Annotated in this window: 21 protein-coding genes; 6 read left to right on the top strand and 15 right to left on the bottom strand. The window is 54.7% G+C overall.

What is annotated here, in order from left to right:
- Positions 1 to 2 precede the first annotated feature (2 nt).
- The 3 genes from M8370_RS14360 to psiE form a co-directional block, all read right to left on the bottom strand.
- Complete coding sequence (locus M8370_RS14360; protein ID WP_250021220.1) at positions 3 to 1,046, bottom strand: oxidoreductase; 1,044 nt, start codon at positions 1,044 to 1,046, stop codon at positions 3 to 5.
- The gene (locus tag M8370_RS14365; protein ID WP_250021221.1) at positions 1,043 to 2,737 is read right to left on the bottom strand and encodes a PTS transporter subunit EIIC; all 1,695 of its coding nucleotides are present in this window, start codon (positions 2,735 to 2,737) and stop codon (positions 1,043 to 1,045) included. Before M8370_RS14365 ends, M8370_RS14360 begins: the two co-directional genes overlap by 4 nt.
- Before the next feature lie 146 nt (positions 2,738 to 2,883).
- A complete protein-coding gene (gene psiE / locus M8370_RS14370; RefSeq protein ID WP_000202963.1) occupies positions 2,884 to 3,294 on the bottom strand; it encodes a phosphate-starvation-inducible protein PsiE in 411 nt (136 codons plus the stop codon).
- A gap of 96 nt (positions 3,295 to 3,390) precedes the next feature.
- Between psiE and M8370_RS14375 the strand changes: the two genes are divergently transcribed.
- Positions 3,391 to 3,843, top strand: coding sequence for an acyltransferase (locus M8370_RS14375; RefSeq protein WP_250021222.1), 453 nt, complete (start codon positions 3,391 to 3,393; stop codon positions 3,841 to 3,843).
- Between the two features lie 55 nt (positions 3,844 to 3,898).
- On the opposite strand, the gene M8370_RS14380 is transcribed toward M8370_RS14375, so the two are convergent.
- From M8370_RS14380 to pgi, 5 genes are all read right to left on the bottom strand, one after another.
- Positions 3,899 to 5,995: a YjbH domain-containing protein gene (locus tag M8370_RS14380; protein ID WP_250021223.1), complete on the bottom strand. Its 2,097-nt coding sequence runs from the start codon at positions 5,993 to 5,995 to the stop codon at positions 3,899 to 3,901.
- The gene (locus M8370_RS14385) at positions 5,995 to 6,732 is read right to left on the bottom strand and encodes a capsule biosynthesis GfcC family protein (RefSeq protein WP_236276742.1); all 738 of its coding nucleotides are present in this window, start codon (positions 6,730 to 6,732) and stop codon (positions 5,995 to 5,997) included. Before M8370_RS14385 ends, M8370_RS14380 begins: the two co-directional genes overlap by 1 nt.
- A complete protein-coding gene (locus tag M8370_RS14390; RefSeq protein ID WP_250021224.1) occupies positions 6,729 to 7,367 on the bottom strand; it encodes a YjbF family lipoprotein in 639 nt (212 codons plus the stop codon). Before M8370_RS14390 ends, M8370_RS14385 begins: the two co-directional genes overlap by 4 nt.
- A gap of 63 nt (positions 7,368 to 7,430) precedes the next feature.
- A complete protein-coding gene (yjbE, locus tag M8370_RS14395) occupies positions 7,431 to 7,673 on the bottom strand; it encodes an exopolysaccharide production protein YjbE (RefSeq protein WP_013095034.1) in 243 nt (80 codons plus the stop codon).
- 367 nt (positions 7,674 to 8,040) lie between these two features.
- Positions 8,041 to 9,690: a glucose-6-phosphate isomerase gene (gene pgi / locus M8370_RS14400; protein WP_020686615.1), complete on the bottom strand. Its 1,650-nt coding sequence runs from the start codon at positions 9,688 to 9,690 to the stop codon at positions 8,041 to 8,043.
- Between the two features lie 375 nt (positions 9,691 to 10,065).
- On the opposite strand from pgi, the gene lysC reads away from it, so the two are divergent.
- Both lysC and panS read left to right on the top strand, forming a co-directional pair.
- The gene (gene lysC / locus M8370_RS14405) at positions 10,066 to 11,415 is read left to right on the top strand and encodes a lysine-sensitive aspartokinase 3 (RefSeq protein ID WP_013095032.1); all 1,350 of its coding nucleotides are present in this window, start codon (positions 10,066 to 10,068) and stop codon (positions 11,413 to 11,415) included.
- Between the two features lie 92 nt (positions 11,416 to 11,507).
- Complete coding sequence (gene panS / locus M8370_RS14410; RefSeq protein ID WP_250021225.1) at positions 11,508 to 12,452, top strand: ketopantoate/pantoate/pantothenate transporter PanS; 945 nt, start codon at positions 11,508 to 11,510, stop codon at positions 12,450 to 12,452.
- Positions 12,453 to 12,518: 66 nt separating this feature from the next.
- Here panS and rluF read toward each other — a convergent pair whose 3' ends face one another.
- Positions 12,519 to 13,388 carry a 23S rRNA pseudouridine(2604) synthase RluF gene (gene rluF, locus M8370_RS14415; protein WP_023621411.1) on the bottom strand — a complete coding sequence of 290 codons (870 nt, stop codon included), beginning with the start codon at positions 13,386 to 13,388 and terminating at the stop codon, positions 12,519 to 12,521.
- 197 nt (positions 13,389 to 13,585) lie between these two features.
- Here rluF and M8370_RS14420 point away from each other — a divergent pair, with 197 nt between their 5' ends.
- Both M8370_RS14420 and M8370_RS14425 read left to right on the top strand, forming a co-directional pair.
- The gene (locus tag M8370_RS14420) at positions 13,586 to 13,888 is read left to right on the top strand and encodes a type II toxin-antitoxin system RelE/ParE family toxin (RefSeq protein ID WP_029882644.1); all 303 of its coding nucleotides are present in this window, start codon (positions 13,586 to 13,588) and stop codon (positions 13,886 to 13,888) included.
- A gap of 6 nt (positions 13,889 to 13,894) precedes the next feature.
- Positions 13,895 to 14,182, top strand: a complete 288-nt coding sequence (locus M8370_RS14425) for an addiction module antidote protein (protein WP_250021226.1) — start codon at positions 13,895 to 13,897, stop codon at positions 14,180 to 14,182.
- On the opposite strand, the gene M8370_RS14430 is transcribed toward M8370_RS14425, so the two are convergent.
- Together M8370_RS14430 and metH are read right to left on the bottom strand one after the other, a co-directional pair.
- Positions 14,179 to 15,810, bottom strand: coding sequence for a Na/Pi cotransporter family protein (locus M8370_RS14430; protein ID WP_013095027.1), 1,632 nt, complete (start codon positions 15,808 to 15,810; stop codon positions 14,179 to 14,181). The two genes, M8370_RS14425 and M8370_RS14430, sit on opposite strands and share 4 nt — an antisense overlap.
- 115 nt (positions 15,811 to 15,925) lie before the next feature.
- Positions 15,926 to 19,609, bottom strand: a complete 3,684-nt coding sequence (gene metH, locus M8370_RS14435; protein WP_062857174.1) for a methionine synthase — start codon at positions 19,607 to 19,609, stop codon at positions 15,926 to 15,928.
- A gap of 193 nt (positions 19,610 to 19,802) precedes the next feature.
- Between metH and iclR the strand changes: the two genes are divergently transcribed.
- Positions 19,803 to 20,630 (top strand): glyoxylate bypass operon transcriptional repressor IclR, encoded by an 828-nt coding sequence (gene iclR, locus M8370_RS14440; protein WP_013095025.1) that lies wholly within the window; start codon positions 19,803 to 19,805, stop codon positions 20,628 to 20,630.
- Between the two features lie 68 nt (positions 20,631 to 20,698).
- On the opposite strand, the gene aceK is transcribed toward iclR, so the two are convergent.
- From aceK to metA, 4 genes are all read right to left on the bottom strand, one after another.
- The gene (aceK, locus tag M8370_RS14445; protein WP_246949752.1) at positions 20,699 to 22,438 is read right to left on the bottom strand and encodes a bifunctional isocitrate dehydrogenase kinase/phosphatase; all 1,740 of its coding nucleotides are present in this window, start codon (positions 22,436 to 22,438) and stop codon (positions 20,699 to 20,701) included.
- Between the two features lie 50 nt (positions 22,439 to 22,488).
- Entirely contained in the window at positions 22,489 to 23,793 is a 1,305-nt protein-coding gene (gene aceA, locus M8370_RS14450; protein ID WP_020686610.1) for an isocitrate lyase, read from the bottom strand.
- 32 nt (positions 23,794 to 23,825) lie between these two features.
- Positions 23,826 to 25,427: a malate synthase A gene (gene aceB / locus M8370_RS14455; protein ID WP_013095022.1), complete on the bottom strand. Its 1,602-nt coding sequence runs from the start codon at positions 25,425 to 25,427 to the stop codon at positions 23,826 to 23,828.
- Positions 25,428 to 25,697: 270 nt separating this feature from the next.
- On the bottom strand, positions 25,698 to 26,627 hold the full coding sequence (gene metA, locus M8370_RS14460) for a homoserine O-acetyltransferase MetA (RefSeq protein WP_013095021.1): 930 nt from the start codon (positions 26,625 to 26,627) through the stop codon (positions 25,698 to 25,700).
- Positions 26,628 to 26,740: the final 113 nt, after the last annotated feature.

Genomic DNA, 26,740 nt, shown 5'->3' on the forward strand with positions numbered 1-26,740 from the left:
CTTTACGCCTCCTCTTCGAGAGAAACGATAGCAGGTGTTGGCTGTTGAAATGCCTTTTGCAAAATGTCGAGATTGGTTAACGCTTCTTGCTCGCTGACATAGTTGGCCTTGCCTGAGGAGAGTGTGTCGTAAAGCGCGTCATAAACGCGTCCGTAGTCGCCGGGTACCGCCGGCAGTTCCTCCCGGACAGAACATCCTGCGTCATCGATATACTCCAGCACCGCGCATTCACGATCTTCACCAAACCCTGGGTCCCCAGGCATAATGCCCGCCTTCAGGCTGGTTTCCTGCTGGTCGATACCATAGCGAATAAACGAGCCTCTCGTACCGTGTACAGTGAATCTCGGCGAGGGTATTTTCACCAGATGGCTGGTTTTCACGATCGCGGTCGTCTTCGGGTAATAGAGGTGAACGGTGAAGGCGTCGTCAGGGTTGAGCGGGTTTCTCTGGCGCTGAAGATGGTACCCGACCTGCTGCGGACGCTCCAGCAGGGCGATAATTTGATCGAGCGTATGCACGCCAAGGCCATAAAACGCGCCGTCGAAATAACTGCCGGGACAGGTTTCCGACGCCGGGCGAAAATAGTCAAAATGGCTTTCGATCTCGATAATTTCCCCCAGTTTACCGCTCTCAATCGCCTGTTTCATGGTCAAATAGCAGCTGTCGAAACGTCGGTTTTGAAACGGAGAGACGGTTAAGCCCTTTTCTCTCGCCAGAGCAAACAGCGTTTTCGCTTCTTCTGGGGTGGTTGTAAAAGGTTTCTCGACCAGCACGTTTTTGCCGTGTGCCAGACATAGCCGGGCATACTCAAAATGGCTATCAGGATGGGTGCAGATAACCACCAGCTGAAGCGTATTGTCTTCCAGAATATCCTGCAGCCGGGAGGTAAAACAGATGTGTTGATAGTGCGGCTGCGCTTCAACCTCTGGCTTACGCGCAATATCATAAATACGCTTTACGTTGTATTTATCCTTGCGGCATAAAACATAAGGGAGATGATAGCGCGTGGCGCTTTTACCAAAGCCAATATAGGCGCAGTTAATCATACGGATTCCTTTTTAAAGTATGGCAGGGCGGCATGAATTACCGCCGGTCCATCAAGTTTGCTGAAGTGCTGAGGGTCAAGGGGGATCACCGGGCAGCGGTGATTGATATCCTGAAGAATGGTTTCCTGGAGATACGCGATTTGCGGACCCAGCAATATAAGCTGGGCGTTTTTATATTCATCGACCAGTTTACCTGCATTCACGGCATACACGTTGAGCGTACAATTCTGGCTTTCGCAATATTTTCGCATTTTGCTGGCCATCAAAGAGGTCGACATGCCTTCATTGCAGGCCAGAATAATAGTTTTCCCATCCAACCGATGAATATCATTGTCCTCCTGCGGCGTTATTTCTGACTCAGAGGCGAGAGTATTAATTATCGTTTCATTGCTGCGTTTGATTAAAGAACGCTCATAGGCGGTTAAAAAAGGTAAATAGATTACGACTCCAAGCGCTAATAGCAGGATCTGCAAAATGACATTACGAAAATCACCGCCGGATCCGAGCCAGCCAGAAATAAGCGGAGGCACTGACCAGGGAACGTAGGCAACAATTTTTGAGACCCACCCCCAGGCGGTTGCAAAGTACGCGATCGTAAAATTAATTTGCGGATAAAGGATAAAAGGGATCATCATTAACGGGTTGTAGAGTACCGGGAAACCAAAAATGACCGGCTCGTTAATATTAAAAATGCCTGGGGCAATCACCGTTCTGGAAAAGTTACGGTGGCTGGACATATGGCTTCGAACAAACACTGCCAGCAGCAGGGCCAGCGTGCTCCCGGTTCCTCCCATATGACCATACAGATCGCGAAATGGCAGAACGATAATATGGGGTGGGATCTGCCCGCTGGCAAAGGCGGACATGTTCTCCTGCATCGCTACCAGCAAGGGAGGTTCAAGAATGGGATTAATAATCCCACCCGGATGTATCCCCAACGAAAAGAGAAGATTTGTCAGGGTCGTTAACACCAGAAAACCGGATAAATTAGTCGTTAAATGTACCAGCGGCGCCTGGATGAGATGCTGAATCAGCGCCGGGATTTCAGTATGAAGGAAAAGATTAACGCTAAATGCCACCAGCGCGAAAATAGCGACGGTTAGCATAATTGAAAACATCGACTGGAAGGATTGTACCACCATGGAAGGCACATCATCTCCGAGCCGGATCTGTAATTTTTTATTTTTCGAAATCCATAAAAAAAGATTTGTTGATAACACCGCCGTCAGTATTGCCAGAAAGACACCGCCAGCATTGGTACTGCCATAGGAGACCATTCCGGTAAGCCGAACCTGCTGACCATCGGCCAGGGTTTGCACGGTTTCAATGGGCATTAATGCATAAAACACCGCCAGCGCAACCATAGCGGGAATGACTGGCGTAGGGTGTTTTTTCTTACTGGCAATATGATACGCAATTAATATCACCAGCATCAGCGATAAAATATTCATTGTACCGTTAAGTACGCGCTCGCCAATATTGCGTAGCTGTACCAGGGTGTCAGTGGATAACAGACCGCTCAATATGCCTTTCGGATCGAGAAAAACATAATTAAGCATAATGAAGAGTCCAGCCAGGACAAGGAACGGGACAGAAATAATAAAACTGTCCCGTAGACTTCGAAGATGGACTTCTGATGCCAGCTTTTGCGAGACGTCAGTTATCCGCTCCAGTATTGAAGAGTGGGCCATGCAGATCACCTGTCGAATAGATTAAGTATGTGGCAGTTAATTTCAGTACCGCGTATTCCTGAACTGCCACACATTTAAAACTATATAGTTTTAAATTAAATCTATATAGATCACATTTTGACCGCATCTCTTCCGTGTCAGAGCGCCTATTCGCGCTTCAGCCGCTTCGAATTACACAACCAGAGCGTGATCACCAGCAGCAGGATCGCCGCCGAGTAGATCAGCACATCAAGGGGAGATTTATGATCGACGATGATCAGCCGCACTATCGCGGTGATCCCAATGTAGACAAAATAGCGCAGCGGGAAGTGAAAGCCTGACTGGAAATACTTCACAATCAGGGCGATAAATTCAAAGTAGAGAAAGTAGACCACCAGGCCTTCCACCAGCGCATATTTGCTGGTTTGCTCGGGGGCGAACAGTACATCCGCCAGATGCACCGTCTCTTTACCCAAAAAGACGACCAGGATCAGGCCAAGGCTCAGCAGACCGAGGTTGAGCACGGTCTGGAGGATAGTTGAGATGAACTCAACGCGCGGGCGAGTCAGGGATGTCATACAGCACCTCATTCTCCAGGGCGAGGTTCCTGTATAACGCAAAAATGTGACGTGGATCTATATTTTTTAATTATGTTTTATGTACGGAGGTAACGAATGGAGCGCAGACCTACCGGGGTTCGCAACGTAACCTGTGGTGAAAATGTCACCCTGTATGAGCCCTGCAATCTCTATGACTGCGTGCTTGGCAACGGTGTGTTTATCGGCCCGTTTGTTGAAATTCAGGGCAATACGCGCATTGGCGACGAGAGCAAAATTCAGTCGCACACCTTCATTTGCGAGTACGTCACCCTGGGCGAACGCTGTTTCATTGGCCATGGGGTGATGTTTGCCAACGATATGTTTCGCGACGGCAAACCCAATGCTGACCGGAACAGCTGGGGACGCATTACTGTGGGAAATGATGTGTCGATAGGCAGCAGGGCGACCATCCTGGCGGTCTCCATCTGCGACGGGGTGGTGATTGGTGCGGGGAGCGTGGTGACCAAATCCATCACCGAGAAAGGCGTTTATGCGGGAAACCCGGCGAGGCTGCTGCGCCGCTTGTGAGTGGCCCGGTGGCGCAAGCGCTTACCGGGCCTACAACAGAAAAGGATGAGGGCTATCAGCGGAAGTTAATGTTCTTATCACTGGTCATGTCATACAGCTGGAACTTACGACCCAGCTGCTGGCCCCCGTCGCGCGTCAGCGGCGTCCAGCCAATGGCCGCACGGCTGCGGGTTGGACCGGATGAGAACAGATCCAGCGGAATCGACACATACACCCCTTTGGTGAAGTCCCCTTCCCCGTATTCGTCCGGCGAGACGTTGGTGATGGTGGCGTAACCACCGACCACCACTCCGCTGTCGAAGTGTTTGGAAATATCCAGCGTGCCGCCCTTATCGCCCGCCAGGTACTGGCCCACGCTGGCTTTCACCAGCACGTCCTGGGCGAACGACGGCGTCCAGTAGGCCGTCAGATGGCCGGTTTTCACGCTATAGTCGGTGAACTTCATCATGTCCTGCGCGCTGCGCCAGTCACGCTGTTTAACGTAGTTGGCATCAATACCAAACGCCCAGTTGCTGTCCACCGGACGATAAAGCACTTCCGCCCCCGCGCCGCCATACATGGTTTCCAGATAACCGCCGTAGACCTGGCCGTAGAAGCCATTGCCGAAGTACTGGAAGTAGTTGGCCTGCAGGTTGTTTACGTAGGCATCGTTCTGCACGTACTCACGCACGCGGGTACGCACGCGCGGCAGCTTCGAGTCGTTCGGCGGGTTAGTGTAGTTGAACTTGTCGTAGTTGTTGGCAATGTTGCCAAACAGGCTGCCGGTGGTCAGCAGGTGGTCGGTCACCCACAGATCCGCCGTTGCCATCACGCCCAACTGGTACATGTAGAAGTTTTCCGGCCCGCCGACAGACTGGTTTAGCACCGGGTCGATGTGGAAATCGAAGCGCGATTTATCGATATACCAGCCCTGCTCGGTCGTCTCCGGCACGATTGGCTCAACGCGTTTTTGTACCAGCTCGGTTTCATGCCCCAGCGGCTCGCCCTCCAGATGGCGCTTCAGGCTGGCCACGTCCGTTTCCGTCGTCACCTGCGGCAGGTTCAGGCGGTTCTCCGTTACGCGGATCGTGCGGATCCCCTCCGGCAGATCGTTCATGATGATCCGGTTGGCACGTTCGATCCCTTCCCGCGAGTCGCGGTATTTCACCTGCTCACCGGTCACGTACAGCGTATCGCCTTTCACCTGGATTTTCGGATCCGCCAGACCGGCGTTGTATTTCAGCAGCGTCAGCTGGTTGGCCACCACGGAGTGCTGCAGAATGGCATCCTGCGGCTCCGGCTGGTACGCAGGCCGCGCGTTGTCGTTATAGTGCGGCCGCATGTCGTTAAAGTTAGTACGCAGCGTAAAGCCAAACATCACGGTGTTGCCGCGCTCGTAGCTGAGGTTAACGTCGGCCCAATCGGTGACGCGGTAAATGGCGCCGACGTTAAACTTGCTCTTTTGCTCAATCTTTCCGGCGAACTCTTGCGAGTAGTCGTTACCTTCGTACTCCAGCTTCAGGCGCAGCGGCTGCCACGGCGTCTGATACTCCACGCCGCCAAACAGGGCAGCCGGACCGTGGAACATCTGGTCACCGTTAATGGAACCCGCTTTCTGATAGCTGTTGTCGCGATAGCAGAATTTGTCGCTGTAGGTGCAGAACGGGTTTTTCACGTTGCCGCTGGTACCGAGATAGCCCCAGCCAAGCCCCAGCGAGAAGTCAAACGGCCCCCAGGCCTTACTGGCGACGATGTACTCCGCGTCGAACAGGCCGGTACCGCCGATATCTTTGGCCGCCACGGAAACCTGCGGCATCCAGTAGCTCTCTTCCCACAGGCGCAGTTTGAGATCGAAGGCTTTATCTTTGTAGGTCTGATCGCCGGAAAACGCGTCCACGCTGCTGTACTGTTTCGTTCGTACGTCGGTGTAGCGCAGCGTGGTTTCGAGCCATGGGAACAGCTGTACGGATGCAGAATAGTAGCGGTACTGGTCGTTATCACGATAGTTAAGGCTAATTTCCCCTTCTCGCGCCATACGCGCGGTAGGGGTTTGCAGTAAACCGACGCCACCGAAGTCTGACTGAGACGGGCCAATGGGTGCCGGATACGTTTCTGCATGACAGGCGGCACTCACACACAGTGCCAGCATGCTATAGAGATAGGTCTTTTTCATTATTCCGGTATCCGCTGTGTCAGGGAATGAAGGATATCGGCATTCAGCCCGTCATATGCCTTCGTCCAGAAATGGTCGGCAAAACCGACAAAAATGATGCTGCCTGGCATGGGTTCGACATGCCGCTTGTTCCAGTAGGCAACCGGCGCCTTTTGCGTGTTCCCGTCAGGATAAATCACCAAGGCGTAGCTGTTATCCGCACCACTCAGCAGGCTCTGCTCGTCGAGATAGCTCGCCACGTCGCGGCCGGGAGTAAACGGTTTTTTACCCGGGCTGCTGATAAGCCCCATCACCGTGATGGTGGAAGGCTGCGCCGGGAGCCAGAGCGTGTAATCTCCCTCCAGGGCCGGATTGCCTTTTTCCGTCACGCGAACTTCATCCGGATCGAGATTGATGTTTTGTCTTCCGGTAACCTTCAGCGCCAGAAGCTGCTGACGAAGGCTGTTAATGGCTGCCGCATCGTCGCCGTCTTCCTGCTCTGCTAATCCCGTTAATCTGGCGAGCAGCGCCTTGTGCTTTTGTTCCGCCGCCACCGTTGCCTGACGCTCGGCGATCACCGCACCTGTCCACCAGCTGTTTGCCAGCCTTGGCTGGCCGACGAGATCAATCAGGTGGCCGGCGTTCGTCAACGTTTTGGGCTGCGTGCTGTCCGGCGTGTAGACCTTCACCGTCCCGGCAGACCAGGCGAGCGGTGTGGCAAAGCTTGCGATCAGCGCAACGCGAATAAGTGTTTTCATGATTTCGCGGCCTTGATCAGTGTGGTTTTAACCGGGAAGAATCCGGCACCCAAATATTGCAGGGACTGACGGATCTGCCCTTCATCATCCACCCAGAAACGGTTATGCCAGGTTGCCCGATCGGTCGTGACCTCTTCATCCAGTACGCGAACCCGGGTTTCGTCGCTGCCTACCCTGACGCTGTCCGTACCGTCCCAGCGGAAGGTAGAGCGGGCGGTGGCGTAACGCACCTGCTTGTGTTCCGTCCAGCCCATTGTCCGCGTCCAGCTTGCCCTGTCGGTGATCTGGTTCGGTTTGCTGAGCGGATCGGCCGCAAGGTTGTTGACCTCAAGAAGGTTATCGCCACCGAGCAGGGTTTTCACAATACGGCTATGTTGCGTCACGATGGTGGCCTGATCCTGCGTCACCCATTTCTGCTGCCCGTTTTCATCGAAAGCGAGCACCACAAACAGTTGCGGACCATCGTTGAGCTGCATGTACTGGCTGGCATACGGCATGTTCTGAAGTTCATCATCGGTCAAATGCACACCCGGCGTACCGAATATGCTGTCCCACAGTGAGTTGCCCAGCCCTTTGGTGGTGGCCGAGCACGCCTGCAACAGCAGGCAAATCAGGATGATTGCAGGTCGCTTCACGACTCTTCTCCGAAGGGGCGAAATAACCACACCGAAGTGTGGTTATGATTAAAACACCCGGAATTACTGGGTGCTGGTCGTCGTAGTGGTCGTGGTTCCGGTATTGGAGCCATCACCGCCACCGGTTGCCGCCAGCGCGACACCCACGGCTGAACTTACGGTGCTGGTGCTGGCCGCGGTAGAACTCCCCGCAGACGCAGACGTCGCTGCCGACCCTGCTGCTTCCCCGACCTGGACCGGAGCTGCATAGACAGATGTCGCCGCAAGTGCAGATATGGCAAAAATGCCATACAGTACTTTCTTCATAACAATTTCCCTTCAATGAATGAATGGAGATTTGCCCGAAAAGAAATTCAGGCGGATTCGAGTATACACAACTAAAGCAGAGGGTTTGCCGTACGGATAAATAGAGGAAGGGTTTTCGGACTATTGGATAAATGTGAAATATAAGAATAATTAACTAATAAATTACATGTTAAAAATCAAAAAGATATAATTACACAAGACAAAAAGAACTCTCCGTATAATCCTAAAATAAACCGCACTCATTAACGGGTTAAAAGGTATTTTCGGATAAAACTCATAACGGGAATTTGAGTTAAATAACAGACATCAGGAATTGTCTGATAAAAAAATGCCGGCATATCGCCGGCACGTTTTTATGACGATTTAATTACGCGCGCCATGCTTTATAACGGTTAATCAAACCATTTGTCGAGCTGTCGTGGCTGCTGATCGCTTTGTCATCACCCAGTTCAGGCAGAATACGGTTCGCCAGCTGTTTACCCAGCTCAACGCCCCACTGGTCAAAGGTGAAGATGTTCAGGATTGCGCCCTGCGTGAAGATCTTATGCTCATACAGGGCAATCAGCGCACCCAGGCTGAACGGCGTGATTTCACGCAGCAGGATGGAGTTGGTTGGACGGTTGCCTTCGAACACTTTGAACGGCACAACGTGTTCCAGGGTGGCCGGATCTTTACCCTGGTCACGGTATTCCTGCTCTACCACCTCGCGGGATTTACCAAACGCCAGCGCTTCGGTCTGAGCAAAGAAGTTAGACAGCAGTTTAGGATGGTGATCAGACAGTGGATTATGGGTGATAGCCGGGGCGATGAAATCGCACGGTACCATTTTGGTCCCCTGGTGAATCAGCTGGTAGAACGCGTGCTGACCGTTGGTGCCTGGCTCACCCCAGATGATTGGGCCAGTCTGGTAATCCACCGCGTTGCCGTTACGGTCAACGTATTTACCGTTGGATTCCATATTGCCCTGCTGGAAGTAGGCCGCGAAGCGGTGCATGTACTGGTCGTACGGCAGGATCGCTTCGGTCTCTGCGCCGAAGAAGTTGTTGTACCAGATACCGATCAGCGCCAGCAGCACCGGCAGGTTTTTCTCAGGTGCGGTGGTGGAGAAGTGTTTGTCCATCGCGTGCGCGCCGGAGAGCAGCTCAACAAAGTTGTCGAAGCCCACGGAGAGAATGATGGACAGGCCGATCGCAGACCACAGAGAGTAGCGGCCACCAACCCAGTCCCAGAACTCGAACATGTTCGCGGTGTCGATACCGAACTCGCCAACCGCTTTACCGTTGGTGGACAGCGCAGCGAAGTGTTTCGCCACGTGCTTGTTGTCACCTGCGGTTTTCAGGAACCAGTCGCGCGCGCTGTGGGCGTTGGTCATGGTTTCCTGGGTGGTGAAGGTTTTAGAAGCCACCAGGAACAGTGTAGTTTCCGGGTTCACGTTCTTCAGCACTTCGGCGATGTGGGTACCATCGACGTTGGAGACAAAGTGCATGTTGAGATGATTTTTGTATGGACGCAGCGCTTCGGTCACCATGAACGGGCCGAGGTCAGAACCGCCGATACCGATGTTCACCACGTCGGTGATGGCTTTGCCGGTGTAGCCTTTCCAGCTTCCGGAGATGATTGCTTCAGAGAAGGCTTTCATCTTTTCCAGCACCGCGTTCACTTCCGGCATCACATCTTTGCCGTCAACGATGATTGGCGTATTGCTACGGTTACGCAGAGCCACGTGCAGCACGGCACGGTCTTCGGTACGGTTGATCTTCTCACCGGAGAACATGGATTTGATGGCGTCTGCCAGTTCCGTCTCTTTCGCCAGATCCTGCAGTTTCGCCAGCGTCTCTTCGGTGATGCGGTTTTTGGAGAAATCCACCAGCATCAGATCATCGAAGGTCGCGGAGAATTTGTTGAAACGATCGGCATCTTTCGCGAACAGCTCCGCGATGGTGACGTCTTTCATTTCATCAAAATGTTTTTGTAGTGCCTGCCAGGCAGCGGTCTGCGTTGGGTTGATGTTTTTCATTAGCAATACTCTTCTGATTTGAGAATTGTGACTGCGGTCGATTGTAGCGCCTGCAAATAAAAATTGTGATGGTTTTTATGCCATTGCCCTGGCCTGCATCAAACGCAGGTGAAAAGACCCGAAAAGTATAGCTGCTGACGCGCCCACCCGTGGCGGCGAAATGTCGGTCAAAACCGGGGAAAACGAAGCATAAAATATGGCCCTGTTATAAGTCCTGTTTCTCAGGGGTACCCCCCCATGAAAAATCCGCATAATCCCGGCATTGACAGGACCTCCCCCACATTTTATTTATAGGGCCGTATTTTGCGCCTGCACCTGTTTTCGTTTCATTCTTGTGCCATGGTCGCTTTATTCATTCCCTGACACGAGGTTGTTATGACGAGTTTTGTGGTCGCCAAGTTTGGCGGCACCAGTGTGGCAGATTACGATGCCATGAACCGCAGCGCCGATGTGGTGCTGGCCGATCCGAATACCCGCCTGGTAGTGCTTTCTGCCTCTGCTGGCGTGACGAACCTGCTGGTTTCTCTGTCTGAAGGGCTGGAGGCCACCGAGCGCTTCGTTAAGCTGGACGCACTGCGCAAAATTCAGTTCGACATCCTTGAACGTCTGCAGAACCCGAACGTGATCCGCGAAGAAGTGGAGCGTCTGCTGGAAAATATCACCACGCTGGCAGAAGCGGCTTCTCTGGCCACCTCCACCGCCCTGACCGATGAGCTGGTCAGCCACGGTGAGCTCATGTCCACCCTGCTGTTTGTTGAAATCATGCGTGAACGTAACGTTCAGGCACAGTGGTTCGACGTGCGTAAAATCATGCGCACCAGCGATCGCTTTGGCCGCGCCGAGCCGGACGTGGAAGCGCTGGCCGAGTTGACCAATCAGCAGCTGGTTCCGCGCCTGGATGAGGGGATCGTGATCACCCAGGGCTTTATCGGCAGCGAAGCCAAAGGACGCACCACCACGCTTGGCCGTGGCGGCAGTGATTACACCGCGGCGCTGCTGGGTGAAGCGCTGCACGCGACCCGTGTGGATATCTGGACTGACGTCCCGGGAATTTACACCACCGATCCACGCGTCGTCTCTGCGGCAAAACGTATTGACGTGATTGCGTTTGAAGAAGCGGCGGAAATGGCGACCTTCGGTGCCAAAGTGCTGCACCCGGCAACGCTGCTGCCTGCCGTGCGTAGTGATATCCCGGTCTTCGTCGGTTCAAGTAAAGATCCGAAAGCGGGCGGTACGCTGGTGTGCAAGAAAACCGAAAATCCACCGCTGTTCCGCGCGCTGGCCCTGCGCCGTAAGCAAACGCTGGTTACGCTGCACAGCCATAATATGCTGCACTCGCGCGGCTTCCTGGCGGAAGTGTTTGGCATCCTGGCGCGTCATAACATCTCCGTGGATCTGATCACCACCTCCGAAGTGAGTATCGCACTGACGCTGGACACCACCGGTTCAACCTCAACGGGTGACACCCTGCTGACGCAGTCACTGCTGATTGAGCTGTCAGAACTGTGCCGCGTGGAAGTAGAAGAAAACCTGGCGCTGGTAGCCATCATCGGTAATAAGCTGTCGCGCGCCTGTGGCGTGGGCAAAGAGGTCTTCGGTGTGCTCGACCCGTTCAATATCCGCATGATTTGCTACGGTGCCTCCAGCTACAACCTCTGCTTCCTGGTGCCTGCTGAGCAGGCAGAACAGGTGGTGCAGAAACTTCATCAGAATTTGTTTGAATAAAATTCGTTAGCACGATAAACAATATCTATAAGCCGGGCACAGACCCGGCTTTTTTATAACTAAACAACACGACAATACTGCAAGGAATATCTATGTTATCCGCCATCACCCGGCTGTTCCCGTTATGGGCGCTGCTGCTCTCCATACTCGCGTATTACACCCCCACTACGTTCACGGGCATTGGTCCGTGGGTGACCACGTTGCTGATGCTGATTATGTTCGGCATGGGTGTGCATCTAAAAATCGACGACTTTAAACGCGTGCTCTCGCGCCCGGCTCCGGTTGCTGCAGGGATTTTCCTGCACTACCTGGTGATGCCCCTTGCGGCCTGGCTGCTGGCAATGGCCTTTAAGATGCCACCCGACCTCTCCGCCGGGATGGTGCTGGTGGGCAGCGTGGCCAGCGGAACCGCCTCCAATGTCATGATCTATCTGGCAAAAGGCGATGTGGCGCTCTCCGTGACCATCTCTTCGGTATCCACGCTGGTGGGCGTGTTTGCCACGCCGCTGCTAACACGCCTGTACGTTGACGCCCATATTCAGGTGGACGTGATGGGAATGCTGCTGAGCATTTTGCAAATCGTGGTGATTCCGATCGCGTTGGGCCTTGTCATTCACCACCTGTTCCCGCGCGTGGTAAAAGCCGTTGAGCCCTATCTGCCTGCGTTTTCGATGGTCTGTATTCTGGCCATCATCAGCGCCGTGGTGGCCGATTCTGCGTCGCACATTGCATCCGTGGGCTTTGTCGTGATTATCGCGATAGTGTTGCATAACACCATTGGCCTGCTGGGCGGATACTGGGGCGGGAAACTGTTTGGCTTCGATGAATCCACCTGCCGGACGCTGGCAATTGAAGTAGGGATGCAGAACTCCGGTCTGGCAGCGGCACTCGGGAAAATTTACTTCTCGCCGCTGGCGGCTCTGCCTGGTGCGCTGTTCTCGGTCTGGCATAACCTGTCCGGTTCGCTGCTGGCGGGATACTGGTCCGGCAAACCGATAGAAGAAAAACCACAGAAAACAGATGAATATCGTCTTTAACAGTCGGGTGGCGCTACGCTAACCCGACCTACACTTTCCGCACGCGCAAGGCGGGAAAAAAGGGGCTTAACGCCCCTTCTTTTTACGTCCCGGTTGCGTAAAGCGTTTACCTGCGGGCTTGCCTCGCCCTTTCTCTTCCGACTGCGGTGCTTTCACGACCGGGCGTTTAATCGCCTGCGTTTTCGGTTTGGCTTTGGCCTTCGGCTTTGCTTCTGACGAGGAGTTCTCGATAAGCTTAAACAGCTCGATCAGTTCATCATCGGTTAAATCGCGCCACTCGCCCAGCGGGATACCGGACAGGCTGACGTTCATGATGCGCGTGCGTTCCAGCTTCGTCACTTCATAACCGAAGTATTCGCACATACGGCGGATCTGACGATTCAGGCCCTGCACCAGGGTAATGCGGAACGCGAACGGCGCTTCTTTCTTCACCTTACACTTTTTCGTGACGGTACCGAGGATGGGTACACCGGCGCCCATGCCGCGAATAAATTCGTCCGTGACCGGCTTATTCACCGTCACGATATACTCTTTCTCGTGGTCATTCCCGGCACGCAGAATCTTATTCACCAGATCGCCGTGGTTAGTGAGGAAAATCAGCCCCTGCGAGTCTTTATCCAGACGGCCAATCGGGAAGATACGGCTGCTGTGGTTAACGAAATCAACGATGTTGTCCCGCTCGCCATCTTCTGTGGTGCTGACAATCCCAACCGGTTTATTCAACGCGATAAACACCAGGTCTTCTGCATCACGCGGTTCGATGAGCTGACCATTCACTTTGACCACGTCGCCAGGCATCACCTGGTCACCAATAGTGGCGCGTTTGCCGTTGAGGAACACATTACCTTGTTCGATGTAACGGTCCGCCTCGCGACGTGAGCAGATCCCGCTCTCGCTAATGTATTTGTTTAATCGGGTTGATTGAGTTGGCAGCATAGTTTCTCCTGTGAAGGGCGAAATATACCTTAGGTCTGGGCAGGAAAAAAAGATTAGCCGACGGTAACTGAGACGGGTTTTTTAGTTTGCGAGACACTTTCAGGATTTAGCGTCAGACCATTTATCCTTGAGCTAACTCCTTTTAGCTTTACTCCCCACAGAGATTTATTTGTAGTTTATAAATCACAGGGAGTAATATGAAGGAGATCGTTCAGACTGAATCCTTCCGACGCTGGGAGCAAAACTTAAAAGATCGGCGAGCAAGGACCATTATCGCGTCCCGCCTCTTTCGGTTGGCAAATGGCTTAGCGGGCGACATAAAACCCGTGGGGGAAGGTATATGCGAGTTGAGGATCCACTTTGGTCCGGGCTACAGAATCTATTTTAAAGACCAGGGCAATTGCATCATCGTTCTGTTGTGTGGTGGTGACAAAAGCAGCCAGGCCAGAGACATACTTATGGCAAAAATGCTGAGCAATGTATCCCAATGGCAGGAGTGAATGAGCATGCATAAATTAACACCCTACGATCCAGCCATCGCGTTGGTAGATGATGAGGAAATAGCCGTGTTTATGGCTGATGCATTAGAAACCGGTGACTCAGCGTATATTGCTAAAGCTTTGGGCGTCATCGCGCGAGCGAAAGGGATGTCGACCATTTCACAGCAAACTGGCCTGTCACGAGAACAACTGTACCGATCATTTAGTGATAAGGGGAACCCAACGCTTAAAACCACGCTGGCGGTCATGAAAGCATTGGGCCTTGGGCTAACAATTAAGCCGGCCCGGGATTAATACTCATCCCGCTCGTCATCTTCATCCGGCTGTTCCATCACGCTGTACGCCACCGCACAGAACAATGAGTTAAGGCGTTTCATATCCCCCAGTAGCCCCAGGTGCAGGGAGCTGGTTTCGATACTCTGCACGTTCTGCTGGTGCAGACGTTCCACGTGGGCGTGCGAGTAGCGGCGGTTGAGGATACGGAAGCGATGCTTGTTGCGGCGCAGACGGCGTGCGCTCGGCACATCGCTTGAGAAGAAGACCAGCATCGCCAGCTTCAGGTTGCTCAGAAGTTGTTCGTGCAGGGCTTCCAGCTCCTTCAGCCCTTCGACGGAGAACGCACGGCGGGCGGCCAGAGATTTGTCAGCAATTTCACTGCCCATCCGCTCCACAATATCCGAAGCCTGCTCAAGGTTAAGCGACATCTCAATGATTTCCGCCCAGCGGCGGGACTCCTCTTCAGCCAGTTCATCCTGCGGGATGCGCGCCAGATAGAGCTTGATAGCGGTATAAAGCACGTTGATATCATCTGCCAGCCGGCGCAGCTCTTTCTCTTCCCGCGGCTCGCCGTGCATCACCTTTTGCAAGCCTTCGAGCATGGTTTCCATGGCATCACCCATGCGCAGCGTCTCGCGGGCGGCATTGGCCAGCGCCAGCGCAGGAGTATCCAGCGCGGAGGTGTCCAGATGCTTCGGTTTCAGGCGCGCATCCAGCTCCGGTTCATCGCGTATAAGCCGTTCACAGAAGCGCGCCATCGGTTCGGCAAACGGCACCATCGCCAGGCAGCGCACCAGGTTGTAGAAGACGTGGAAGTAGATCACCAGCTCTGCCTTCGGCAGAGAGAGGTTGTCCATCAGGTTCGCCAGTGGGTGCACAAACGGCAGAATAATCAGGCTGCCCACCAGCTTAAACAGCAGACTGCCGAGCGCCACACGGCGGGCGGCAGCATTGGCAGCGCTGTTATTGAGCATCGCCAGCAGGCCCGAGCCGAGGTTAGCCCCGATCACCAGACACAGTGCGACCGGGAAGGAGATCGCCCCTGCGGCGGTGAGCGTGGCCGTCAGCAGCACCGCCGCCAGGCTGGAATAACTGACGATGGCAAACACCGCGCCGATGAGCGCATCCAGCATAATATCGCCGGTTAACGAGGCGAAGATAACCTGCACGCCGTTGGCTTCGGTAATGGGCGTTACCGCCTGCACAATCAGCTCCAGCGCCAGCAGAATCAGCCCGAGGCCAATCCCCACGCGTCCAAGCTGACCAGCGCGCGTCTGCTTACGCCCAAGGAAAAAGATGACCCCGATAAATATCAGCAGCGGCGACAGCCAGGAGAGATCGAAAGTCAGGATACGTGCCATCAGCGCGGTACCCACGTCAGCGCCCAGCACAATAACCAGTGCAGGGGCCAGCGCCACCAGATCCTGAGCGACAAACGATGTCACGAGCAATGTGGTCGCATTACTGCTCTGAACCAGCGCCGTTACGCCAATACCCGCGCAGAAGGCGAGCGGTTTCTTCTCCACGCTGCTGCTGAGAACAGTACGTAAACGTGCGCCAAACACGCGCATCACGCCGGTACGGACAATATGGGTGCCCCAGACCAGCAGTGCGACTGCCGAGAGCAGATGTAACAGGGTCAGCACGGAAGGTTATCCTCCTTATCGTTATTCGTTTTCCTTAGGTCAGTATAAGGGTTTAAACGTAAGAAAGAGACAGGGCGCTCAATGAGCGCCCTGTTAGTTGTAAGGAAAAGTGACGTCAGTCGGCGTCGTAGCCGAGATTCGGCGCTAACCAACGCTCCACTTCTGAGACGCTCATGCCTTTACGCAGTGCATAATCTTCAATCTGATCGCGCTGCAGCTGCGCCACGGCAAAGTATTTGCTGTCCGGATGACTGAAGTACCAGCCGGATACCGATGCCCCAGGCCACATCGCGAAAGATTCGGTCAGTTTCATCCCGGTATGGGCCTCAACGTCCAGCAGCTGCCAGATGGTGCCCTTTTCGGTATGTTCCGGACAGGCCGGGTAGCCGGGTGCCGGGCGGATCCCCTGGTAGTTTTCGCGGATCAGCTCCTCGTTGCTGAGATTTTCATTCGCCGCGTAGCCCCAGTAAACCTTGCGTACGCGCTCATGCAGATACTCTGCGAACGCTTCCGCCAGACGATCGGCAATCGCTTTGACCATGATTTTGTTGTAATCATCGTGCTGAGCTTCAAAGGCATCCGCCAGGGCGTCCTCTTCCAGACCGCCGGTCACGGCGAAGGCACCGATGTAGTCGGCTTTACCACTCAGTTTCGGCGCAACAAAATCGGCCAGACAGTAGTTGGCAAACCCGACCTTTTCGGTTTGCTGGCGCAGGTGATGGCTTACGGTCAGCACGTGAGTGCGCGTCTCATCGCGATAAATTTCGATGTCGTCGCCCACGCGGTTAGCCGGGAACAGCCCCACCACGCCGCGCGGGTTAAGGGCTTTCTCGGCACTGAGTTTGTCGAGCATGTCGTTGGCATCTTTAAACAGGCGCTTCGCCTCTTCGCCGACAACCTCATCTTCCAGGATGCGCGGATATTTGCCCGCCAGCGACCATGTCATAAAGAATGGTGTCCAGTCGATGTAGTTGCGCAACGTTTCGATGCTGGCGGTCACCTCCTGCACGCCCAGACGATGGGCAACCGGCGGCGTATAGCTCGCCCAGTCAAACGCCAGATCGTTATCGCGCGCCGCCTGAAGCGTCACCGGTGGGGTGCGCGGTTTCTTGCGGGCATGCTGAATGCGGACGGTTTCGTACTCTTTGCGGGTCCGGGCCACAAAGTCATCGCGCTGGGTGTCGGAGAGCAGCGCTGAGACCACGCCCACGGTGCGCGAGGCGTTCTGAACATAGACCGTCGGGCCGCTGTAGTTCTGCTCAATCTTCACCGCCGTATGCGCTTTTGAGGTGGTCGCCCCGCCAATCAGCAACGGAATGGTGAAGCCCTGACGCTCCATCTCTTTCGCCACGTTAACCATCTCGTCGAGCGACGGGGTAATCAGCCCGGAAAGGCCAATCAGGTCAGCATTGACTTCGCGCGCGGTCCTGAGGATTTTATCCGCCGGCACCATTACGCCAAGGTCAATAATCTCGTAGTTATTACACTGCAGCACCACACCGACAATGTTCTTTCCGATGTCATGCACGTCGCCCTTCACGGTGGCGATAACCATTTTACCGTTGCTGGAGCCCTGCTCTTTGCTGGCTTCGATGAACGGCTCCAGATACGCCACGGCCTGCTTCATTACGCGCGCGGACTTGACCACCTGCGGCAGGAACATTTTGCCCTCGCCGAACAGATCGCCCACCACGTTCATGCCGTCCATCAGCGGCCCTTCGATAACCTCGATGGGCCGGGCGGCCTGCTGGCGCGCCTCTTCGGTATCCTGCTCGATAAATTCGGTGATGCCTTTTACCAGCGAATATTCCAGCCGCTTCTTGACATCCCAGCTACGCCACTCGGCCTGCTGGACGTTGGCAGCGTCGTCCGATTTGCTACCGCGGTATTTTTCTGCCAGATCGAGCAGCCGCTCGGTGGCGTCGTCACGGCGGTTGAGGATCACATCTTCCACCGCGTCGCGCAGTTCTGCGGGCAGATCGTCATAAATCGCCAGCTGTCCGGCGTTGACGATCCCCATATCCATCCCGTTGCGGATGGCGTAGTAGAGGAATACGGCGTGGATCGCTTCACGTACCGGGTCGTTGCCGCGGAACGAGAACGACACGTTCGAGACGCCGCCGGAGATCAGCGCATGCGGCAGCTCACGTTTGATGTCTTCACACGCGCCGATAAAGTCCTGGGCGTAGTTATTGTGCTCTTCAATCCCGGTGGCGACGGCGAAGATGTTCGGGTCAAAGATGATGTCTTCCGGCGGGAAGCCCACCTCTTCGGTCAGGATCTTGTACGCGCGGCGGCAAATCTCAATTTTGCGCTCGCGGGTGTCCGCCTGGCCCACTTCATCAAAGGCCATCACCACCACGGCCGCGCCGTAGCGGCGCACCATCTTCGCGTGGTGAATAAAGATATCGGCCCCTTCTTTCATTGAGATGGAGTTGACGATACCTTTGCCCTGAATGCACTTCAGCCCTTTTTCGATCACTTCCCATTTGGAGGAGTCAATCATGATCGGCACGCGAGCAATATCCGGCTCGCCGGCGATCAGGTTGAGGAAACGTACCATCGCCGCCTCGGCGTCGAGCATCCCCTCATCCATGTTGATGTCGATGATCTGCGCGCCGCTTTCTACCTGCTGGCGGGCAACGTCCAGCGCTTCGCTGTACTTCTCTTCTTTGATCAGGCGTTTGAATTTCGCGGAACCGGTGACGTTGGTACGTTCCCCAACGTTCACAAACAGGCTGTCGTCACCGATGGTCAACGGCTCAAGGCCGGAGAGACGGCAGGCAACCGGCAGCTCGGGCAGTTTACGCGGCGGCAAACCGGCCACGGCATTGCTCATGGCGGTGATGTGCTCCGGCGTGGTACCGCAGCAGCCGCCAACGATATTCAGGAAACCGGATTCGGCCCATTCGCGGATCTGCGCCGCCATGGTGTCCGCATCCAGATCATATTCGCCAAAGGCGTTTGGCAGACCGGCGTTCGGGTGTGCGGTGACGTAGCATTCCGCAATACGTGACAGTTCCTGCACATACTGGCGCAGCTCATCCGGACCCAGCGCACAGTTCAGGCCGAAGGAGAGCGCTTCCGCGTGGCGCAAGGAGTTATAAAACGCTTCGGTGGTCTGCCCGGACAGGGTACGGCCAGAGGCATCGGTAATGGTGCCGGAAATCATAATTGGCAGCTCGACGCCCAGCGCCTCGAACTCCTCTTTCACCGCGTAAATCGCGGCTTTGGCATTGAGGGTATCGAAAACCGTTTCAATCAGGATCAGGTCGGAACCGCCTTCCACCAGCGCTTTGGTTGATTCACGGTAGGCTGCCACCAGCTGGTCAAAGGTGATGTTACGAAACGCCGGGTCGTTTACGTCCGGTGAAATAGAGGCGGTGCGGTTGGTTGGGCCGAGCACCCCGGCAACGTAGCGCGGTTTCTCCGGCGTGCGCGCCGTCCACGCGTCGGCACAGGCGCGGGCCAGCTTCGCCGCCTCATAGTTTATCTCCGCCGACAGGGATTCCATCTGGTAATCCGCCATGGCGATGGTTGTCGAGTTGAAGGTGTTGGTTTCAACGATATCCGCCCCCGCTTCGAAGTAGGCGTTGTGGATATCCGCAATCACCTGCGGTTTGCTTAATACCAGCAGGTCATTGTTACCTTTGAGATCGCATGGCCAGTCCGCAAAACGTTCGCCACGGAAATCGTCTTCACTGAGGCGATAGCTCTGGATCATGGTGCCCATGCCGCCGTCCAGCACCAGAATTCGTTCATTTAACTGCGCACGCAGTTGCTCTACTTTGCTGCTCACACTTGCTCCCGACAACGCTCAACCAGGCCAAAAGGCTGCGGTCCATACTGGCACAATCTTGCAGGGTGGAAAAGTCACACGGCGGTAACATGAGACATGTTCACTATCACTCATCCGATCAGTCAGGATAACGGTTGCAAAATCACCAAATAAAACGAAAATGATTTCCACGATACAGAAAAAGGAGATCGTCATGGTCACGACCGTTCCCGCGAAACGCGGCAGAAAACCTGCTGCCACCCCCGCCGCACAACAGGGTGGACAGGTTCAATCGCTTACACGCGGTTTGAAGCTGCTGGAATGGATAGCCGAGTCGCACAGCAGCGTGGCCCTGACGGAGCTGGCCCAACAGGCTGGTTTGCCGAACTCCACTACGCACAGGCTGCTGACCACCATGCAACAGCTTGGCTTTGTGCGTCAGGTTGGCGAGCTGGGGCACTGGGCAGTCGGCGCCCATGCGTTCATCGTCGGTAGCAGCTTCCTGCAAAGCCGCAACCTGCTGGCGATTGTGCACCCTATCCTGCGCAAATTAATGGAAGAGTCGGGCGAGACCGTGAATCTGGCCGTGCTCGACCAGAGCGATCATCAGGCGATCATCATTGACCAGGTACAGTGTACCCAACTGATGCGTATGTCAGCCCCCATTGGCGGTAAGCTGCCGATGCACGCGTCCGGCGCGGGGAAAGCCTTTCTGTCGCAGCTGAGCGAGGAACAGGTGACGGGGCTGCTGCACCGTAAAGGGCTGCACGCCTATACCCACGCCACGCTGGTTTCACCGGTACATCTGAAAGAAGATCTGGCGTTGACCCGTAAGCGCGGCTATTCGTTTGACGACGAGGAGCACGCCCTGGGCCTGCGCTGCATTGCAGCCTGTATCTTTGACGAGCATCGCGAACCGTTTGCCGCCATCTCCATCTCCGGGCCGATTTCCCGTATGACCGACGATCGCGTCACCGAGCTGGGTGCGCTGGTGATTAAGGCGGCGAAAGAGGTCACCCTGGCGTATGGTGGGATTCGCTAGGATTGAGTGCGGTCTGATGCCCTCACTCCGGCCCTCTCCCTGTGGGAGAGGGAGAAAACATGATGCCCTTACCCTGCGGGAGAGGGAGAAAACCGGATGCAAAAGCGCTGTTTACGACGGTAGGCGTACACATCTTCCACATGCCCGTTTTTGATCCGCGTTTGCAGCCCGCGCCAGTAGCTGGCACGAAACAGATCGGCATGCATCTCTTCAAACAATGGCCCAATACGCGGGTCGGCACACAGCCAGTGGCGAAACTCCTCGGGAAAGACATCGCCCGGTGAGACGCTGTACCACGGCTCGCCGGAGAGTTCATCTTCCGGGTAACGGGGCGGCGGGATATCGCGGAAATTAACCTCGGTCATGTAGCAAATTTCATCGTAATCATAGAACACTACCCGCCCGTGTCGGGTCACGCCGAAGTTTTTAAACAGCATGTCGCCGGGGAAGATATTGGCAGCGGCAAGCTGACGAATCGCGTTGCCGTACTCTTCAATGGCATCTTTTAAAGCCTGACCGTCGGCCTGTTCCAGCCAGATATTCAGCGGCACCATACGGCGCTCGATATACAGATGGCTAATCGCTATTTTGTCGCCCAGATCGGTGATTTTTGCCGGTGCTTCCTGCAGTAACAGGGCCATTAAAGCCGGATCGATCTGCCGCTTATCCAGCACAAAATTTTCAAACTCCTGCGTATCCGCCATGCGTCCGACGCGATCGTGTTCTTTCACCAGCTGATAGCAGGCACGAACATGCGCTGCGGTCATCTCTTTCTGCGGCGCGAATGTATCTTTGATGACCTTAAACACCCGGTCAAATCCCGGCAGCGTAAAGACCAGCATCACCATGCCGCGAATGCCGGGCGCTTCGATAAATTGCTCATCGGCGGTGGTGACATAACGCAAATACTCCCGGTAGCTTTCCGTTTTGGCATGCTTTTGACAGCCAATCGCCATATACAGCTCGGCGGTGGTTTTGCCCGGCAGGATCTCGCGCAGCCACTCCACCAGGGCGGCAGGCAGCGGAGCGTAGACCATAAAATAGGAGCGGGCGAAGCCAAACACAATGCTGGCCTCAGCGCTGGTGGTCAGGCAGGTATCGACAAACAGTTCGCCGTCATCGGTACGGTGTATGGGCAGCAGAAACGGCACGGTGGCGGAGGGCGTCACGAGCTTGCCCACCAGCCATGCGGCTTTATTGCGGTAGAAAAGCTCGTTGGCGACCTGCAAATGGCAGTGGCTGAGAACCTCTTCGCCAAAGGATTCGTGGAGATGGGCGATGATAAAGCCAATATCGCGGGCTTTATTCTCCCACGGCAAACGCAGCGGTAAATCTGTTAACACGCGGTGCAGGAGCTTCTCCCAGCCGTGGTCGGGGAAAAAATCCTTCGCCAGCGGGCGCGGAATGGTGCGAAAACGGCGCTCCGGCTGGGAGCTAAAAATAAATAACCGCTCAGGAGATAATGAGCGGTGGTCAAATAACCGGCAATACACGGAGTTGAAAAAGCTCTCCGCAATCTCGAAGCGCGGGTAGTCTGGCAACAAATGGGTGTAGTGCTCCTTAACGCGCAGTAAAAATGCCGCGTCAGGGTTTTTACCGTCGGTAATGCAGCGCAGTTGTTCCACCACCAGACCCACGTGATGATCGTAGAGGTGAATACGCTGCTTCATGGCCTGCTGGACCGCATGCCAGTCGGCGTGCTCAAAGCGCTGCTGCGCGCCGGAGGTGACTTCCAGAAAACGACCATACTGGGCATCGAAGCCCTGCAAAATAGTCTGTGCAATCAGTAATTCCAGACCACGCGACATAGATTCCCCCTCACCCCAACCCTCTCCCCAGAGGGGAGAGGGGGAAAAGATTAGAACTGCGCTTCTTCTGTTGACCCCGTTAAGGCGGTGACGGAGGAGGCGCCGCCCTGAATAATCGTGGTCACATTATCAAAGTAACCGGTTCCCACCTCCTGCTGATGAGAAACAAAGGTATAGCCCTCTTTACCCGCGGCAAACTCCGGCTGCTGCACTTTCTCGACATAGTGCTTCATGCCTTCACCCTGCGCGTAGGCGTGCGCCAGGTCGAACATGTTGAACCACATGCTGTGGATCCCCGCCAGGGTGATGAACTGATACTTGTAGCCCATGTCTGACAGTTGCTGCTGGAAGCTGGCGATGGTTTTATCGTCCAGATTCTTCTGCCAGTTGAAGGACGGCGAGCAGTTATAGGCCAGCAGTTTGCCCGGGTATTTGGCGTGGATAGCATCGGCAAAGCGTTTTGCCAGCGCCAGATCCGGCGTGGAGGTTTCGCACCAGACCAGATCCGCGTACGGTGCATACGCCAGGCCACGGCTGATGGCCTGCTCAATGCCAGCATGGGTACGATAGAATCCTTCGCTGGTGCGCTCGCCGGTAATGAACTCGCTATCGTATGGATCGCAGTCAGAGGTGATCAGGTCAGCCGCGTCCGCGTCGGTACGGGCAATCACCAGCGTCGGCACGCCGAGCACGTCAGCGGCAAGACGCGCAGCGACCAGCTTCTGAATCGCTTCCTGGGTCGGGACCAGCACTTTGCCGCCCATGTGTCCGCATTTCTTCACCGAGGCCAGCTGATCTTCGAAGTGTACGGCCGCTGCACCGGCCTCAATCATCGATTTCATCAGCTCAAAGGCGTTCAGCACGCCGCCGAAACCGGCTTCTGCATCCGCGACGATCGGCAGGAAGTAGTCAATAAAGCGCGGATCGTTTGGCTCAATACCTGCCGCCCACTGGATCTGATCCGCACGGCGGAAGGTGTTGTTGATCCGATCCACCACCGACGGCACCGAGTTTGCCGGATAGAGCGACTGATCCGGATACATGCTGGAGGCCAGGTTGGCATCCGCCGCGACCTGCCAGCCGGAAAGATAAATGGCTTCGATACCGGCCTTCGCCTGCTGCAACGCCTGACCGCCGGTCAGTGCACCGAGGCTGTTGATGTAGCCCTTTTTGGAGCCGCCATGCAGCAGATGCCACATCTTCGCCGCGCCATTTTGCGCCAGCGTACATTCCGGATTGACCGAGCCACGCAGTTTCACCACTTCCTCAGCGCTGTATGGGCGACGGATACCTTCCCAGCGCGGCTGTGTCCACTCTTTCTTCAGTTCTTCGATTTGTTGGGTACGGGTTTTCATGTGCAGATGCTCCATATTGTTATGTGGTGGATTTACGCAAGCAGGCGGTAGCCTGGCAGGGTGAGGAAGTCGATTAAGTCATCTGAGGTTGTGATTTGCTCCATCAGGCGGGCGGCATCATCAAAACGTCCGCTGCTGAAGCGGTGTTCGCCCAGCTCGTCCTGAATGACGCGCATCTCTTCGGCCAGCATCTGGCGGAACAGGGATTTGGTCACCGGCTTGCCGTTGCTGAGCGTTTTCTGATGGTGGATCCACTGCCAGATAGAGGTACGGGAGATTTCTGCCGTCGCCGCGTCTTCCATAAGACCGTAGATGGGCACACAGCCGTTACCAGAAATCCAAGCTTCGATGTACTGCACGGCAACGCGGATATTGGCGCGCATACCCTCTTCCGTGCGTTCACCCGAGCACGGCGCCAGAAGTTGCTCTTCTGCGATTGGGGCATCGTCATCACGGGTGACAAACAGCTGGTTTTTGTTGTCGCCGAGCACGTGGTTAAAGACTTCCATTGCCGTATCGGCCAGGCCTGGATGGGCGATCCACGTGCCGTCGTGACCGTTACGCGCTTCAAGCTCCTTGTCAGCTTTCACCTTGTTGAGCACCTGATTGTTACGCTCAGCGTCTTTGCTCGGAATAAAGGCCGCCATGCCGCCCATCGCAAAGGCACCGCGCTTGTGGCAGGTTTTAATCAGCAGGCGCGAGTAGGCGCTGAGGAACGGTTTATCCATGGTGACAACCTGGCGATCCGGCAGTACGCGATCGGGGTGGTTTTTCAACGTTTTGATATAGCTGAAGATGTAGTCCCAGCGTCCGCAGTTCAGACCCACAATGTGATCGCGCAGAGCGTGCAGGATTTCATGCATCTGGAATACGGCAGGCAGCGTTTCAATCAGCAGGGTGGCTTTAATGGTGCCACGCGGCAGGTTGAAGCGATCTTCCGCGTAGCTGAACACCTCACTCCACCAGGCCGCTTCCTGCCAGGCCTGGGTCTTCGGCAGGTAGAAATAGGGGCCACTGCCTTTTGCCAGCAGGTTTTTGTGGTTGTGGAAGAAATAGAGGGCGAAATCAAACAAGCTGCCCGGAATCGCTTCTCCGCGCCACGTGACGTGTTTTTCCGGCAGGTGCAGGCCGCGTACGCGGCAGATCAGAACCGCCGGATTGGGTTTCAGCTGATAAATTTTACCGGCTTCGTTGGTATAGCTGATGGTGCCATTAACGGCATCGCGCAGGTTGATCTGCCCGTCGATCACTTTACGCCAGTCCGGGGCCAGGGAGTCCTCAAAATCCGCCATAAAGACTTTGACGTTGGCGTTCATGGCGTTGATCACCATTTTGCGCTCTACCGGGCCAGTGATCTCAACGCGGCGATCCTGCAAATCTTCAGGGATGCCGCGGATTTTCCAGTCGCCGCGTCTAATGGAAGCGGTTTCCGAAATAAACCCAGGCAGCTTGCCATTATCAATTTCCTGCTGTTGATGAATGCGTGCAGCCAGCAGCTTATTGCGCTGCGGCGTAAAGCGGGTCACCAGTTCAGTCAGGAATTCAACCGCCTCAGCCGTCAAAATTTGCTGTTCTTGCTCGCCATACGGCTGGGTAAAGGCCAGTTCATCGACCGTCGTTGCCTGTTGAGTCATCACTCTGCTCCTCATCAAAGATCCAAATTCACATCCCCAATGCGAACGAAAGATCGTTGTGTAGTTTTCGCTCAGCAGAATTAAGACTATCTCTATTTTTTCCAAAATCAAAAACAATTTCCATTTTAAATTAAATTTAACTTCAACCTATTGATTAATATGAGTTTAAAGTTTTAATGTATGTTGAGTTGAATTTCGGAAATAAAAAAGGCACCCGAAGGTGCCTGATGTGAATAGCTGAAACGCTTTAGGATCGTTTTATGCAGAAGATTACTCCAGCGTCGGATTCATGTGACGCAGATCGTATGGCGTTATCTGGTAGACGTAATAGTTGAGCCAGTTGGTAAACAGCAAATTCCCGTGACTGCGCCAGGTGGCTCGCGGTTTGTTCTGGGGATCGTTTTTCGGGAAGTAGTTATACGGCACATCCGGATTGAGACCCGCTTCGACATCACGGAAATACTCTGCCGCGAGGGTGTGTGGATCGTATTCAGGATGGCCGGTTACAAAGGCAATACGTTTATCTTTGCTGGCAAACAGGTAAGCATCGCCATCTTCTGTTTCGGCCAGGATCTCCAGATCGGTGTAGTCACGAATCAGCTGCGCCGGGAAATCGGCGTAGCGCGAATGCGGGGCCAGGAACGAATCATCAAACCCGCGTGTCAGCAAGGCATGAGGGTGAAGAATGTGGTGTTCGTATACGCCGGAGAGTTTTTCGGTACGGGTTTGTTTGGGGATGCCGTAGAGAATATTCAGCGCAGCTTGTACTGCCCAACAGACAAACAGCGTGGACGTGACGTGATCTTTTGCCCACTCCAGTACCTGTTTGATCTGCGGCCAGTAGGCGACATCATTAAATTCTACCAGGCCCAGCGGCGCACCAGTGACAATCAGTCCGTCGAAGTTTTCCTCGCGGATATCGTCGAAGTTACAGTAGAAGTTATTCAGATGCTCAGAAGGCGTGTTACGCGACTCACGGGCATCGATCCGCAGCAGCTGAATATCCACCTGGAGCGGAGAGTTCGAAAGCAGGCGCAGGAACTGATTCTCTGTTTCGATCTTTTTCGGCATCAGATTAAGGATGAGCACCTTCAGCGGGCGAATTTCCTGACCTGTCGCGCGTGAAGTGGTCATCACAAAGACGTTTTCTTCACGTAAGAAATTGACGGCTGGTAGCTCGTCCTGCACCCGAATCGGCATAACCTTGTATCCTCACAGCATACGTATAAACGTTTAGACATCCAGATAGCCAACGATACCCAGAATCGGCGTGAATGTCGAGTCTGCAAGCTTAAGGTGAGAAAGTTTCAAGG

The sequence above is a fragment of the Enterobacter cloacae complex sp. OE43NF genome (assembly GCF_023544405.1).
In the GTDB taxonomy this organism is placed as follows: Bacteria; Pseudomonadota; Gammaproteobacteria; order Enterobacterales; family Enterobacteriaceae; genus Enterobacter; species Enterobacter cloacae.